The 13,470-nt window shown below is 60.0% G+C and carries 13 protein-coding genes; 9 read left to right on the top strand and 4 right to left on the bottom strand.

Annotation, left to right across the window (positions count from 1 at the left end; all coding sequences use genetic code 11):
* Window position 1: 1 nt before the first annotated feature.
* Together NXT3_RS17370 and NXT3_RS32460 are read right to left on the bottom strand one after the other, a co-directional pair.
* Window positions 2–487 carry a VapC50 family PIN domain-containing toxin gene (locus tag NXT3_RS17370; protein ID WP_234828062.1) on the bottom strand — a complete coding sequence of 162 codons (486 nt, stop codon included), beginning with the start codon at window positions 485–487 and terminating at the stop codon, window positions 2–4.
* Window positions 488–491: 4 nt separating this feature from the next.
* Window positions 492–1,250, bottom strand: coding sequence for a GAF domain-containing protein (locus NXT3_RS32460; protein ID WP_234828061.1), 759 nt, complete (start codon window positions 1,248–1,250; stop codon window positions 492–494).
* 424 nt (window positions 1,251–1,674) lie between these two features.
* On the opposite strand from NXT3_RS32460, the gene NXT3_RS33270 reads away from it, so the two are divergent.
* Both NXT3_RS33270 and NXT3_RS17355 read left to right on the top strand, forming a co-directional pair.
* Window positions 1,675–1,914 (top strand): PTS sugar transporter subunit IIA, encoded by a 240-nt coding sequence (locus NXT3_RS33270; protein ID WP_104839759.1) that lies wholly within the window; start codon window positions 1,675–1,677, stop codon window positions 1,912–1,914.
* Window positions 1,914–2,174 (top strand): PTS sugar transporter subunit IIA, encoded by a 261-nt coding sequence (locus NXT3_RS17355; RefSeq protein ID WP_104839758.1) that lies wholly within the window; start codon window positions 1,914–1,916, stop codon window positions 2,172–2,174. The genes NXT3_RS33270 and NXT3_RS17355 overlap by 1 nt, the downstream gene beginning before the upstream one ends.
* A gap of 424 nt (window positions 2,175–2,598) precedes the next feature.
* Here NXT3_RS17355 and NXT3_RS17350 read toward each other — a convergent pair whose 3' ends face one another.
* On the bottom strand, window positions 2,599–3,498 hold the full coding sequence (locus tag NXT3_RS17350; protein ID WP_097540180.1) for a LysR family transcriptional regulator: 900 nt from the start codon (window positions 3,496–3,498) through the stop codon (window positions 2,599–2,601).
* Window positions 3,499–3,611: 113 nt separating this feature from the next.
* Between NXT3_RS17350 and NXT3_RS17345 the strand changes: the two genes are divergently transcribed.
* Genes NXT3_RS17345 through NXT3_RS17330 form a run of 4 tightly spaced genes read left to right on the top strand, consistent with a single transcriptional unit; the run spans window position 3,612 to window position 7,341 of the window.
* Window positions 3,612–4,694 carry a 4-oxalomesaconate tautomerase gene (locus tag NXT3_RS17345; RefSeq protein ID WP_104839757.1) on the top strand — a complete coding sequence of 361 codons (1,083 nt, stop codon included), beginning with the start codon at window positions 3,612–3,614 and terminating at the stop codon, window positions 4,692–4,694.
* A gap of 45 nt (window positions 4,695–4,739) precedes the next feature.
* Complete coding sequence (locus NXT3_RS17340) at window positions 4,740–5,741, top strand: ABC transporter substrate-binding protein (protein WP_104839756.1); 1,002 nt, start codon at window positions 4,740–4,742, stop codon at window positions 5,739–5,741.
* 12 nt (window positions 5,742–5,753) lie between these two features.
* Window positions 5,754–6,584 carry an ABC transporter ATP-binding protein gene (locus NXT3_RS17335; protein WP_097540183.1) on the top strand — a complete coding sequence of 277 codons (831 nt, stop codon included), beginning with the start codon at window positions 5,754–5,756 and terminating at the stop codon, window positions 6,582–6,584.
* A complete protein-coding gene (locus NXT3_RS17330; protein ID WP_097540184.1) occupies window positions 6,568–7,341 on the top strand; it encodes an ABC transporter permease in 774 nt (257 codons plus the stop codon). Before NXT3_RS17335 ends, NXT3_RS17330 begins: the two co-directional genes overlap by 17 nt.
* A gap of 405 nt (window positions 7,342–7,746) precedes the next feature.
* Here the strand turns inward: NXT3_RS17330 and NXT3_RS17325 are convergent, their stop codons facing one another.
* Entirely contained in the window at window positions 7,747–8,604 is an 858-nt protein-coding gene (locus NXT3_RS17325; protein WP_104839755.1) for a protein-L-isoaspartate O-methyltransferase family protein, read from the bottom strand.
* A 225-nt stretch (window positions 8,605–8,829) separates the two neighbouring features.
* Here NXT3_RS17325 and NXT3_RS17320 point away from each other — a divergent pair, with 225 nt between their 5' ends.
* From NXT3_RS17320 to NXT3_RS17305, 3 genes are all read left to right on the top strand, one after another.
* Window positions 8,830–10,689, top strand: a complete 1,860-nt coding sequence (locus NXT3_RS17320; RefSeq protein WP_104839754.1) for an ABC transporter ATP-binding protein — start codon at window positions 8,830–8,832, stop codon at window positions 10,687–10,689.
* Window positions 10,690–10,989: 300 nt separating this feature from the next.
* Window positions 10,990–11,973, top strand: coding sequence for a phosphotransferase enzyme family protein (locus tag NXT3_RS17315; protein WP_104839753.1), 984 nt, complete (start codon window positions 10,990–10,992; stop codon window positions 11,971–11,973).
* Window positions 11,974–12,206: 233 nt separating this feature from the next.
* Window positions 12,207–13,016: a class I SAM-dependent methyltransferase gene (locus NXT3_RS17305; protein ID WP_104839751.1), complete on the top strand. Its 810-nt coding sequence runs from the start codon at window positions 12,207–12,209 to the stop codon at window positions 13,014–13,016.
* The last annotated feature ends 454 nt before the right edge of the window (window positions 13,017–13,470 follow it).

Below are 13,470 nucleotides of genomic sequence, written 5' to 3'. Positions count from 1 at the left end.
TTTAAGATCGCATGAATGTATTATGAGGGTAACTGCTGGCGCCACAATGCCGTTCGGTCTCAGCGGGTTGGAAACAACTCGGCCGGAGCCAACCCTCCGACCGAAAGAACTTCAACCGAACTTTATCAGGTTGATCGCCGGCGGTCAGCTCTGGTCGCCGGTAGGCGGCCCCTTGTATCGTCAGGGCCTCAAGTACCTCCTTTGGATGTCGCGCGAAGATCTTCGAGAGAAATTCGTCAGGGGTCAAGGCAATGATGCCCTCGGGTAGGTTGCCGAAGTCGCGGATGTTCGAGGTGACAATGATCGTCGCTTCGACCGCGACGGCTGCCGCGACGACATGGCGATCCTTCGGATCATTGCGCATCTCTGGCTCCATCTCTTCCCATCCCTCCGCGGTCGCTTCAGGGAACGCCTCCTCCATTATGGTGCGCAAAGCTTCGGCCCTGGATGGTTCCATGCCGTAATCGCTGACAAGATTGCGGGTCATTTCCTCAGAATACGGGTCGACCAGTGAGCCTGGAAAACAGCCCGCTGCCGCGACCCGCAGCAGCGTCGAGGCTATCGTCCGGGATGAGGACCGCCGCCGGCGTCCCCAGGACCTCAGCTTGCGTATAGCCGAGCAGCCGTTCGGCGCCGGTATTCCAACTGGTGACGATGCCGCCCAGGTCACTGGTGAAGATGGCATCATTCGAGGATTCCACCACGGCGCTCCATCGCCGGGCGTTCTCGTCAGCCAAATGGCGGCTGATGCTGAAACCCAGTTGCCGGGCAATCGTCAGTGACAGTTGGAGTTCGTCCGTCGTGAAGTCGTGAGGCCTTGCGAAATAGGCCATGAACTTGCCAATGACCTTGTCGTCGATCGCCAGCGGCACGAAGGCGAGGGCACCAATACCTTCCTTCCGGATCGTCGTCTTCAGTCCTGCCGGTATGTCGGCCGTAACGATGTCGATGATGAAGATCGGCTGTGCATTTTGATCGCCCTGGCGCCACGGCGAATGTCCGTCGACCGCCTGCCGATAGGCTTCAGACAAGTCCCGCCACGCGACGAACCGCATGACCCCTTTGGCGTCGAAGCGCAGGATCGAGGCGCGGCCGCATCCCAGTCCGTCGACGATTGCATCGAGAGACGCCTGATAGACGTCATCCACTGAACGCGCTCGATAGAGGCGGTCGGTAAAGCGATACAGCACACTTTGCTCATAGGCTCGCCGCGCGAACTCGTTCGCGGTACGAGCATGCTGGTCCTTCATGTTGACTACCGGTTTCGAGAGCCGATGTTGTGAACAGCCGAGCCTTGGGGAGGCCCTCAGCATACGCGAACGGCGTGTGCTTGCAAAGGAGTTCAGCGGATTGTTGATCGAGGTCGGCGATATCCGTCAGGCGCCGCTGGTGCTGTCCGGGCATTCAACTACCGCGCCGCTCGCCGCGTGCTTGTCCCGGTTCTGGCGCATTCGGTGGCAAGCAGTCGTTTGACGGACATGGCAGTCGCACGCTCAATCAGATGATAAATTGATCGGCGGACGACGAGACGTGAACGGAGTTGACTGCATTGCGACCTTGATTCTCGCTCGAAAACCCCCAGATCCCTGTCAGGACATACCGTCCGGAATATGACCGGTCGTCGCAGGAAGTTCGCGTAATGACTTCTTCACCGCGATCGAGTCAGGGGTTGTGATGCGTCCACATGAGTTCCACTGGCAACGGGAACTGTTAATCAAGGCTCCTTGCCAGGACAGACGATCCGCTCTTCAAGCGATCGCGTCAGATATATCAGAGCGAACTGGTCTCGAGGCCGACTCCATATTTGATCCTCTTGTGGAGCGTGAGGCGTTGGGATCGACCGCTTTTGGCGGAGGATTTGCCCTGCCTCATGCCCTCGTGCCGAAGCTTCGCGCACCCGCAAAGGTACACTGATGACCCTTCGGCAGGGTATCGATTTTGACGCACCTGACGACGAACCGGTAGACATTCTTCTGGCGACGGCCTGGCCGCAGGACCACCAGGAAGGCTTTTTGCCGGTACTTGCCAAACTTTGCCGTCCGTTCAGATCGAGCCAGGTTCTACAAGGGATTCGCAACGCCCGCTCGAGAACCGAGGTGATGATGGTCCTGCAGTCATTCTCCAACCCTGATGTCCTGTTGGACCGACCGATCTTCAGAATTAATCCTCAATGATATCGGACGTCGGGGAGACGCTCGCGGAGGCATCAGAGATCATCGATCAAAGCGCATTTGTTCCGTTCGATGGTTCCCTGAGCGGACCCCTTGCAAAGAGTAAGCGGGAGTGGGGTCTGCTGGTGAACGGCTTTAATTCGGCCGGAACCGGAAATTCGGATGCGTGTATACGAGCGGCAGCAATGGGTCGATCGTTCCGGTTCATATTACGTCGCAGCAGGGTGGAAAACAGCCATTTGGCGCGGTGCGGCCGAACGGCTTAATAGCACCAGGCAGGCCTCGATAGCACCAGGCAGACCTCGAACCCGCAAACCTCGAGACAGCCGGCCGCGGGCAGCCTCGGCGAATGCGGCCAGACCCAAGGCACTTCGGTGAGCCCAGACACGCTAACAGGGTTTGTCGAGCCATCCTCATGAAGGTCCCTTCAAGCACTTCCCCATGCGCCCATCAGCATCTTGAGAAATCTCTCCGCTGCCGGCGACAAGGTGCCGCCCCGGCGGCGGACCACGCCGATGGTACGCGATATCTCGGGATCGCCAATCGGGCGCGTGATCAAGAACGGATGGTCATCCTGCGGGGTCGCCATGCGCGGCAGGACCGAGATTCCGAGGCCCGCCTCCACCAGACCGAGGGAAGTGGACAGATGGGTCACCTCGTAGAACCAACGTAGCTTGATATTCGATTTTGCCAGGGCCGCGTCGAGCAAGGTTCGGTTGCCGCTTGATCGATGAACGGTTATCAGGTGGTAGGGCTCGAGCTCTGCCCAGCCGACCGCGGCCTTGGCGGCGAGGGGATGATCTCTGCGCGCTGCCAGCACGAAAGGGTCTTCCACCAGCCGGTCGAAGATCAAGTCCGGGTCCGACGTGCCCATGATATTTATGCCGAACTCCACCTCACCGCGTGCCACAGCTTGGAGGCCGTCGGTCGCGGGCAGGTCGAGGATACGAAAGCGAATGTTGGGATACTTCTCGTTGAACTCGCGAATGACGGTCGGTAGGAAGTAGAATGCTGCGGTAGGGAGGCATGCGATCGTTACCAATCCGCCTCGATTGGCGCCAACGTCGCGTACGGCGAACAAGGAACCGTCGAATTCCTCCAACATGCGCCGCACAAGCGGAATGAGTTCTGTTCCGAGCGCCGTCGCCGACACATGCCTGGTCGTTCGCTCCAGTAGGGGCGCTCCAATCGCCTGCTCGAGTTTTTGAATCCGGCGGCTCAGGGCGGGCTGCGACAGGTGCAACGCATCGGCAGCACGATGAAAGCTCTCCAGCTCGACCACGCTCAAGAACGCCCGAAGATCAAGGATCTCGCAATTAATGCTCATCTTGCATCAATTTCCCGATTCTTAGCATTTCACAAATCAACCGTACTTCCGATAATTGGATCAAACAGGCCGATTGATACGGCGATGACATAATTCCAATGGAAGCACAAGCGATGAACGACCTCTTGGCGATCCCTTGCGTGCTGATGAGAGGCGGCACCTCGAAAGGTCCGTTCTTCCTGGCAGCCGATCTTCCTGCGGAGCCCAGCGAGCGGGACAAGATCCTGCTGTCCGTCATGGGCTCGGGTCACCCGCTGCAGATCGATGGCATCGGCGGCGGCAACCCGGTCACGAGCAAGGTGGCCATCGTCGGACCTGCCACCATCGCTGGTGCTGACGTGGATTACCTCTTTGCCCAGGTGCGGGTCGACCAACAGATGGTCGACACCTCTCCGAACTGCGGCAACATGCTTGCTGCGGTCGGCCCTTTCGCCATCGAGGCGGGTCTGGTTCCGGTCCGAGGCGAAACGACGCTCGTCCGAATCCATAACGTCAACACTGGCAAGATGATCGAAGCCGACGTTCCGACGCCGAATGGCAACGTCTCATATCTCGGCGAAGCGGCGATCGACGGTGTACCGGGCAGCGCAGCGCCGATCGCGCTGACCTTCATGGACGCAGCCGGCGCGCGTACCGGACAGCTCTTCCCAACCGGCAAGCCTATCGATTGGATCGACGGTGTGGCTGTCACATGCATCGATTGCGCCATGCCGATGGTGTTGGTCGAGGCACACTCGATCGGCGCAACAGGCTTCGAGTCAACGGCTGAACTCAATGCTGATAAGGAACTGCAAGGACGGCTGGAAAAGCTGCGCATCGCTGCCGGAGAACGGATGGGCCTTGGCGACGTGCGCAACCAGGTGACTCCGAAGCCCGTGCTCATTTCCAGGGCAAAGTCAGGAGGGGACGTCAACGTGCGCTATTTCATGCCGCATCAATGTCACCCTTCGCTGGCGACGACCGGGGCCGTGGGGATTGCCACCGCCTGCATCAATGAAGGCACCGTAGCTTCCCTTCTCGTCGGCACGCGCAAACCGCCGGTGGTGCTTTCGATTGAGCACCCGAGCGGCCACCTGGACGTCAAGCTCTATGGAAGGGACGGCAAGGTCGTTGCCGGCATCCTTCGCACCGCCCGCCGGCTGTTCGAAGGACATGTCTTCGCAAAACCTGTCACGCAACTGGGTTGCGCGGCATAATGATCGTGGCCGCCGGGAGGGCGCCATCAACAGGAGGAGAATATCATGCACAAGCTCATGCTCGCCCTCGCGGCAACCGTCGCCTTTACCGGTCCCGCGTTGGCGGATCCGGTCCGCATCAGCGTCGGTTCTTATAATCTTAATAATCTTCCCTTTCCGGTCGCCCAAGGGCTCGGCCTTTATGAGAAGGAAGGCCTGGAGGTGACGGTAGAGAACTTCGCGTCGGGCGGCTCGAAGACTCTCCAGGCGCTCGTTGCCGGCTCGACGGATATCGCCGTCGGCTTCTACGACCACACCATCCAGATGCAGTCTCAGAACAAGGCCGTCGTGGCCTTCGTGCAACTCGCTCGCAATTCCGGCCTGGTGCTGGCAGGCGGGAAGGAAAGCACATTCGACCCGGCAAAGCCTGAAACGATCAAAGGGGCGAAAATCGGGATCACCTCGCCAGGCTCGTCTTCCGATTTCTTCGTCCGCTATTATCTGCAGCGCAACGGCTTGTCCGCCGACGACGTCTCGCTGATCGGCGTTGGCTCCGGATCTGCCGCCGTTGCAGCGCTCGAACAGGGCAAGGTCGACCTGCTCGTCAACTACGACCCGGCGGCAACCTTCATCGAAGCCAAGGGTGTTGGGAAGATCCTGATCGACGGGCGCAGCGACGACGGTGCCAAGGCGATCTATGGCGGGATTTACCCCACCTCCGTCCTCTATGCCACACAGAGCTATATCGAGGAAAATCCGGAAACCATCCAGAAGGTCACGAATGCGACGGTCAAAGCGCTCGAGTGGATGAATAGCCACTCCGCGGAAGAGATCGTCGACAAGCTTCCGAAGGAGTTCATCTCCGGCGATCGTGACACCTACATCAAGGCGGTCGAGAACGCGAAGGCGATCTTTTCAAGGGACGGGCGCATCGACGAGGAAGATATCAAGACTCCGCTCGCCGTCCTGAAGAGCTTCAACGAAAAAGTCGCCGCGGCTGAAATCGACCTTACGAAAACCTACACGAACGAGTTCGTCGGCAAGGTCCCGACCGTCGCTGCCAACTGACAGGAGGAGGTCATGGCATTGGCCGTAGTTAAAACCGCACCCCCGACGGACAACCCTCATCAAGCAAAGTCGATGGTTTCCCTCGACTCGGTCACCATGGCATTCGGCGCCTACGTGGCCGTGCAAGATGTGAACCTGAGTGTTGCCGATGGCGAGTTCCTCGCCATCGTAGGCCCTACGGGCTGCGGCAAGAGCACAATACTGAATGCGACTGCCGGCCTGCTGAAACCTGCGAGTGGCACCGTATCGATCGATGGTCAGCCGGTGCGTGCGATCCAGAACGACATCGGTTATCTCTTCCAGCAGGACGCATTGCTACCGTGGAAGACCGCGATCGAGAACGTGGAACTCGGTCCCATGTTCAAGGGTGTCGGCGCTGCCGAACGTCGCGAGCAGTCGATGAGATGGTTGGCGAAAGTCGGACTGAAGGGGTTCGAGCATCGCTATCCCCATCAGCTATCCGGCGGTCAGCGCAAGCGCGTGCAGATGGCCCAGGCGCTGATTACTGGCCCCAAGGTCATCCTGATGGACGAGCCCTTCTCGGCGCTCGATATCCATACCCGCCATCTGATGCAGAACGAGCTGTTGCGGCTTTGGCAGGAAGAAAGGCGCGCCGTTGTGATGATCACACACGACCTTGAGGAGGCAATTGCCCTCGGTGATCGAGTCGTGGTGCTTGCCGCCGGACCGCGATCGCGGGTGATCGACAGCTTCCCCGTCGATCTCGAACGCCCGCGCGACGTCGCCGAAATCAAGCTCGATCCACGCTTCATGGATCTTTATCGCAACATCTGGTCGTCGCTGCGCGGCGAAGTGGAGAAAAGCTATGAACGCCATGACTGAACGCTTAATCCAGGTCGTGCTGCTGGTGGTAATTGTCGGCGGCTGGCAGCTCGGTGTCACGGCAGGCGTTATCGACGTCTTCTTTTTCCCGGCGCCGGTCGACATCTTCAACCAGGTTGTTTCCTGGGTGATGGACACCAGCTTTTATAGCCATGTGGCGATCACCTTGACGGAAACCGTGCTCGGCTATCTGGTCGGAACGGCACTTGGCGTGGCGGCAGGCGTTTGGCTCGGCCTCAGCCGCTCGGCGGCGCGGATCCTGGACCCTTTTATCAAGGGCTTGAACGCGATCCCTCGCGTCGTACTGGCGCCAATCTTCGTGCTTTGGCTCGGCCTCGGTCTGTGGTCCAAGGTGGCGCTGGCCGTGACGCTCGTGTTTTTTGTCACCTTCTTCAACGCCATGCAAGGCGTCCGCGAAGTGAACCCGGTGGTGCTGTCGAACGCTCGCATTTTGGGGGCCAAGCGGTCGGACCTGCTCCGCCATGTCTACTTCCCGGCAGCAGCGAGTTGGATCCTATCCTCCCTGCGTACATCGGTCGGCTTTGCCGTCGTCGGGGCGATCATCGGCGAGTATCTCGGTTCTTCCGCCGGCCTCGGCTACCTCATCGCACAGGCCGAAGGCAATTTCGATGCAGTGGGCGTCTTTGCAGGTATCTTTATCCTCGCGATCTTCGTCCTGATCATCGACAGCATCCTGGACATGGCAGAGAGACGCTTGATCAAGTGGCGTCCGAGCGCATCCGAACGCCGGGCTTGAAGGCGCATCTTTGACCCGCCACTCGTCAAACCCATCGACCGCGCGTTCTCCCCTTCGGCCATGAAGGGTAGAACGCTGGCGCCCGCGGACTTCGATGCAATTAAGTTCGCGACCGCTCGCGAACTCGGTCTGCTGGGTCAGCGTTGTCGTCGCTGCTCATGCTAATATTCAATGGCCGCGTGGGACGACTATCTGCTGCAGGGACCCTTTCGCTGGGCGCGTTAAAGACCGCATTGCACTCATTACCGGATTTTCAATGCGCTCCCGGCGTATGTCCGCAACGGGTCGAAGGCGTGACTAGCCGGCGTCTGGTGCCGGTTAGCGGCGTTGAGTCCGCTGGTGACGAAAGCTGCCGCGGCCGAGTCGCTGAAAGGATTGATCGGCATCAAAGGTCGCGAACCCATATCAGCTCGACCTGGGCGGTCTTGCGTCGGCGGTTGAAAACCAAAGGTCTTTGTAGATTGCAACGGCCGTCTCGTCTGGCGAGCGATCCCGTGTCAGCCAGACCGAGCGTGTCGACCATGCATCGGCCGAACTTGGCAACTTGCTGCATTTGGCACCATCTGATGCACCGACGCAGGGAATGAACCAAGCTGGCATCAGTGGCCTCGCTTCGTAGCCTGCGGCTGTTCGTGTGATCAGCACTGCGAGACCGGTCCTCCTGTTTGCCTGCCAAGGAAAGATTATGCGGCCGCCGGGGAGCAGTGCTTCCAGCCAGTGCGCTGGAAGCGCGACGACGCCGGCACTCACATAGACGAGGTTGGCGCTCTGCATGGGCAGAGCGGTCGCATCATCATTGGTGACCGCAACGCCCTCAAACGGCTCGAGGTTTTCCCGCGCACGGTCGGCCAGCCGTCGATCAATCTCAAAAGCTTGAACATACCCGTTTGGCAGCACCAGCATCGCCAGCAGCGCGGTATAGTAGCCCGTTCCCGCGCCGACATGGATGACCATCTCACCAGGCTTGGGGGCCGCCGCGCCGATCAAGGCTGCATGGAGGAACGGTTCGCCATTGTTGATGCCTTTCGTGACATCCAGTGCGACAAGGACATTCTGGTAGACGTAGCAGGGATCGACGCTGGGCGTCTCTATGTAGCGTCGATTGACTTTGATCTGCCACGGCCCGGAACCCAGGAAGGCCTCGCGCGGGACAAGCTCAAATATCCGCTCAAGCCGTTCGTCTGCCGAGTTGCTGGCAACCGCCATCATCCTCGCGTGGAATGCGCGTATCTCATTCAAACTGGCACGGCGATTTCTAGTCATTACCTCCCTCCGTCCGTCGGCAAATATTTTCGACCGCCTGTCCACTCCCGGTCGGCACAGGCTATAGCAGACAGCCATCAGATGAAAAGCTTAGATCTCCTGTCATCAGGAGTTGCAATGCGGCCGCTTCGTTCGCATTCTGTCCGGATCGGCGCGGCAGGTAGGATCCGTGCTCTAGTCGCAATGAGTCCCTTTGCCCCCTTCTCGTCCTTAGCCGGAGCCGCCATGTCGTTTTCGGATCTCATCTATCGCCCGTTCGAGACGCTCATTCGTCCGCTTGACATTCCTTACACGCCGCTGCCCTCACGGGGGCCGTTCGCGCTTCTCATGCATTTCGCCTCGATGTTCCGCGGCGCGCTCGCGGCCGTCGCCATGCTGATGATCGCTATCGAAGGCATCAATCTCGCGACGATCTGGGGCATTTCCTTTGTCGTGGACGGGGTGACCGCCAAGGGCGCGGCCGCTTTCCTCCAAGAGAATTGGCCTACGCTGGCCGTTCTCGGCGTGCTGGTTTTCCCGGTGCTGCCGCTGCTGATCTTCCTCGGCAACACGCTGAACTCGCAGGCCGTGGCAGTCTGCATGCCGGCCGCGATGCAATGGCAAGGCCACAAGGCGGTGGAGCGCCAAGACCTCGCCTTCTTCCACGATCTCTTCGCCGGCCAGGTGGCTGCGCGCATTTCCCAGGTCGCGTCTGCCGTGCAGCAGCAGATCGTCGTGGCCTTCTACCAAGGACCGCTCTTCCTCGTGCAGTTTGTCGGCTCGCTCGTTCTGCTCAGCGCGCTCTCCTGGCCGCTGGCGCTCCCCGTCTTCGTCTGGATCGCGGCCAACATCGCGCTTGCGTCGGTAGCCGTGCCGCATTTTTCCGAGCGTTCGCGCAAGACCGCCCGCGCCCGCAGCCTTGTCGTCGGCGCCATGACCGACCTCTACAGCAACATCCAGATGGTGAAGCTGTTCGCGGCGGAGGACAGTGAAGCGGGGACGATGCGCAAGATCATGGCGAACGCTATCGAGAGCCAGCAGCGCGAAAGGCGCATCCACCTGACCACCGACACGAGCGTCATCCTGCTCAATACCGTCCTCATACTCGCCAATTCCGCCGTAGGCTTCTGGGGACTTGTGGGCGGCTTCGTCACCATCGGCCAGTTCGTCGCCTCGGTTGCTATCGTGCTGCGGCTCAACGCGAACTCCCGTGCCTTCCTGCAGATGGGGCAGCAGATTTTTCAGGCGGTGGGAACGATCCGCGACGCCATGCCCGTCGTGACCACGCCTCCGACGATCATCGACGCGCCGAACGCCAGCTCGCTCACCGTGAGGGCCGGCCAGGTCGAGTTCAGGAACGTGCAGTTTGAATACCGGCAGGGACAAGGGGTGATCGAAGGCCTGTCGCTCACTGTGCGTGCCGGCGAGAAGGTGGGGCTGGTCGGCCTCTCCGGCGCCGGCAAGTCGACCCTGGTCAGCCTGCTCCTCCGCTTCTTCGATCTGAAGGGCGGCGCCATTTACATAGACGGGCAGGATATACGCAACGTCACGCAGGCGAGCCTGCGTCAGAGCATCGGCGTGGTCACCCAGGACGTATCGCTGCTGCATCGCTCGGTAGGCGACAATATCCGCTACGGCCGGCCAAGTGCCTCGCGGGAAGAGGTGGAACATGCCGCGAGGCTAGCTGAGGCGGACGGCTTCATCGCCAATCTCAAGGACAGCGAAGGCCGCACCGGTTATGACGCCTTCGTCGGCGACCGCGGCGTAAAGCTGTCCGGGGGCCAGCGCCAGCGCGTCGCTATCGCACGAGTCCTGCTCAAGGACGCGCCGATCCTTGTGCTCGACGAGGCGACGTCAGCACTAGATAGCGAAGCCGAGGCTGCGGTGCAGGACAAGCTCGCCCTATTGATGGCGGGAAAGACGGTAATTGCTATCGCGCATCGCCTCTCCACCATCGCCAGCATGGACCGGATCGTCGTGCTCGATAAAGGCCGCATCGTCGAGCAAGGAACACCGTCGGCGCTGCTCGAACGAGACGGGCTCTACGCGCGGCTATGGAAGCGGCAGACGGGTGGCTACATTGCCGATACGGTCGAAGCGACGTGAAACGACTCTGAAGCCCCTCCCAGGTCGTCAGGAATACGTGCGGCAAAGCGGGCAGTTCGTGCGCAGGCGAGCATCCTCCTGCGGCCTATAATCACCGTTTGCCGAAATGTGCAGGATGGTTGGTTCGGGGCCAGGACCGGAGTTCCGGTGTTTCCGCGAGTGATTGCAGTGGTTGAACGCGGTCGCCCGATCAACTCGGCTGCGACGGCCGTGGTGCGCCAACAGCGGGCATTGCGGTCGTTGTGGAACTCCGTAGTTTGCAAAGCTGATTGCTTTTACGGCACCTACGGAACACCGGCCATGTATGACTTTGATCCGCTATATTCGACCTCTCAGACTGAGGCGATCGAACGCTTTATCGATAAGCACTACGCGTTGGGAGCGCCGGTTTCTTGCCAGTTGCTTCAACGCGGCTTGAATGACGTTTACCTGGCCAGCGTGACGAGCAGCGAGCGTTATGTGTTTCGGCTTTCTCACCATCGCGCGCGTGGGCCAGCCAACGTCAGGAGCGAAACTGCATTTTTGACCCACCTCTCTAAATTGGGAGTTCCGGTCGCCGCGCCCATTCCGACACGCGATGGCACGTTCTTCCTTCAAGGGCACGCACCAGAGGGTGCACGCGATGGTGTGCTTTTTCAGGCGATCGATGGCCGAGAACCGCTTGCAACTGGCACCGGTGATGCTTGGGCCAACGGAAAGACCCTTGCTCTACTGCATAACGCGGCCGAGACATTTCCGGCTGACGGTGCGCTGTACCAGCTTGATCTGGAACATTTGCTGCATCGGCCTCTTGCCCGAATCCGCGATAGCGGAATTGTGGAAGATGCACTTGTCCTCAGCGACCTTGGACAGATCGCCGAGCGGACTGCGGCGGCTATCAAGGCGTTCAGAAACCTAACATGGACGTATTGCCACGGGGACTGCCACGGCTTCAATTCGCGTATCAATGGGGCTGGAGAAGCCGTGTTTTTCGATTTCGATGACGGAGGTCCGGGATACCTTGCGTACGACTTGGCCGTTTTTTTGTGGGCACAAGTCTCTTTCGGCCGGTCGTTGACTGCTATGTGGGCTGCCTTCGTTGACGGATATCAGTCAATCCGACCAATAACTCCTGACGACTTCGAAGCAGCTATTCGGTTTGTGATCGTCCGCCACTTTTGGCTGATGGGTGAGTACGCGAGCCGCGCACGAGAGTGGGGGAGCAACAGTGTCGGTTGGATAGCACGGGAGGTCACTTTTCTCAGGACATGGGAGACTGAGCGATTTGTCGGTCGCCTATTCTGAGTCAGTTCTCAAACGTCGCCACCAACAGAGGAATGACCGCTTCTGGCTCAATCGAGCCATTCGTGGTGCTTTTCGCCAACGACCGCAAGGGGTCGATCTTTCCGGTTCGATCCGTCGGCGTCGGGTGGATTGTCGCCATACGAGCTTCGGTGCCAGAATGACCAGCATGCTGATGGAACGGACGTTGGCCCTGTCTCCAATAATGACCGGTGGCAACTTCGTGGAGGATAATCATGACGCTACCCAGCTACGCAATGAACCAGGCAAGTTTCCCGGAGATGTACGAGCGGTGGCTAGTCGGTCCTCTTTTCCGCCCATGGGCCGAAATGACTCTCGAAGAGCTGGCACTATCTCCAGGCGACCGTGTCCTCGATATCGCTTGCGGAACAGGAGTAGCGGCGCGCGTTGCAAGAGAGCGACTCGGTCACGCCGCATATGTCGTCGGCATCGACATCAGTCCGGATATGCTTGCCGTGGCGCGCGCTGTGGAACCAGCCATAGACTGGCGCGAAGGCAATGCCAGCGCACTGCCTCTTCGCGACGGAGAGCAGTTCGACGTGCTCGTCTGCCAGCAAGGACTGCAGTTTTTTCCTGACAAGCCGGCGGCGGCAGCGCAGATGCGTGGCGCGCTGGCAAAGGGTGGCAGGCTGGCGCTGGCCACGTGGCGCCCAGACGATGAAATCCCGTTCTTTCGGGAGCTGCGCCGCGTCGCGGAGCGCCACCTGGGCGCCATCGTCGATCAGCGGTACAGCCTAGGGGATGCTGCCCCGCTTGAGGCGCTGCTGCGAGACGCAGGTTTCCATGAGGTCCGATCAAGGATCGTTTCGCGCACCATCCGTTTCGAAGAAGGTGCACCCTTCCTGCGATTGAATACGATGGCGCTGGTTGGGATGAGTTCTCTAGCCAAGGAGATGGGCAATCAGGAACGCAAGCGCATCGTGGACGAGATCGTGAGCGAGAGTGCGTCCGCGCTGCAGCCATACAGCGATGGATCGGGACTCGCTTTCGAGCTCAGCACCAATCTGGCGACAGCCAAAGGGTAAAGTGCTTCCCTCATCCCGCTATGGGAACATGAGCCATCCCGGATGGCGTTCCTGAGTGGGGCAAATCTGGGCAACGGCAGGTGACGGCGGGTTTCTCCATACAAAGCCGCTGTTCCCGAACAGGCCGATCAAGGACAATAAAGGCTCGATGCTGCTCTGTAGGTCTCACCAGGGTCGACAGCGGTCGTGAGCGCGGCGATGCAACGGCGGCTGCTCCTGGGGGCGAAGCAGAAATTCTCGCCGTAAAGCCACCCCGAGGCTTGGAAATTTACAAGTCTCCGTGGCTTCAGGCCCCCGCAACCAAATAGTCCTCAAAACGGCCCGCCAAGCGCGGGCCTTTTTGCGTTCGCCTCCCCGCGCAACCCCCGCTGAAGCCGGCACAAGCCCCGCCGACGCGTGGATTTCTACCTCTCGGAGCAGGCAAGGGTGCAGGCGGCGCCGTGTCGCCGTCACG

Source organism: Sinorhizobium fredii, assembly GCF_002944405.1.
GTDB classification, from domain to species: domain Bacteria; phylum Pseudomonadota; class Alphaproteobacteria; order Rhizobiales; family Rhizobiaceae; genus Sinorhizobium; species Sinorhizobium fredii_C.
This window is presented reverse-complemented; position numbering and strand designations above follow the sequence as displayed.

What these genes read in the sequence shown, in the direction of transcription:
- NXT3_RS17370 (WP_234828062.1), bottom strand. Translation starts at nt 487, where the DNA reads ATGACCCGCAATCTTGTCAGCGATTACGGCATGGAACCATCCAGGGCC.
- NXT3_RS32460 (WP_234828061.1), bottom strand. Translation starts at nt 1,250, where the DNA reads ATGAAGGACCAGCATGCTCGTACCGCGAACGAGTTCGCGCGGCGAGCC.
- NXT3_RS33270 (WP_104839759.1), top strand. Translation starts at nt 1,675, where the DNA reads ATGCGTCCACATGAGTTCCACTGGCAACGGGAACTGTTAATCAAGGCT.
- NXT3_RS17355 (WP_104839758.1), top strand. Translation starts at nt 1,914, where the DNA reads ATGACCCTTCGGCAGGGTATCGATTTTGACGCACCTGACGACGAACCG.
- NXT3_RS17350 (WP_097540180.1), bottom strand. Translation starts at nt 3,498, where the DNA reads ATGAGCATTAATTGCGAGATCCTTGATCTTCGGGCGTTCTTGAGCGTG.
- NXT3_RS17345 (WP_104839757.1), top strand. Translation starts at nt 3,612, where the DNA reads ATGAACGACCTCTTGGCGATCCCTTGCGTGCTGATGAGAGGCGGCACC.
- NXT3_RS17340 (WP_104839756.1), top strand. Translation starts at nt 4,740, where the DNA reads ATGCACAAGCTCATGCTCGCCCTCGCGGCAACCGTCGCCTTTACCGGT.
- NXT3_RS17335 (WP_097540183.1), top strand. Translation starts at nt 5,754, where the DNA reads ATGGCATTGGCCGTAGTTAAAACCGCACCCCCGACGGACAACCCTCAT.
- NXT3_RS17330 (WP_097540184.1), top strand. Translation starts at nt 6,568, where the DNA reads ATGAACGCCATGACTGAACGCTTAATCCAGGTCGTGCTGCTGGTGGTA.
- NXT3_RS17325 (WP_104839755.1), bottom strand. Translation starts at nt 8,604, where the DNA reads ATGACTAGAAATCGCCGTGCCAGTTTGAATGAGATACGCGCATTCCAC.
- NXT3_RS17320 (WP_104839754.1), top strand. Translation starts at nt 8,830, where the DNA reads ATGTCGTTTTCGGATCTCATCTATCGCCCGTTCGAGACGCTCATTCGT.
- NXT3_RS17315 (WP_104839753.1), top strand. Translation starts at nt 10,990, where the DNA reads ATGTATGACTTTGATCCGCTATATTCGACCTCTCAGACTGAGGCGATC.
- NXT3_RS17305 (WP_104839751.1), top strand. Translation starts at nt 12,207, where the DNA reads ATGACGCTACCCAGCTACGCAATGAACCAGGCAAGTTTCCCGGAGATG.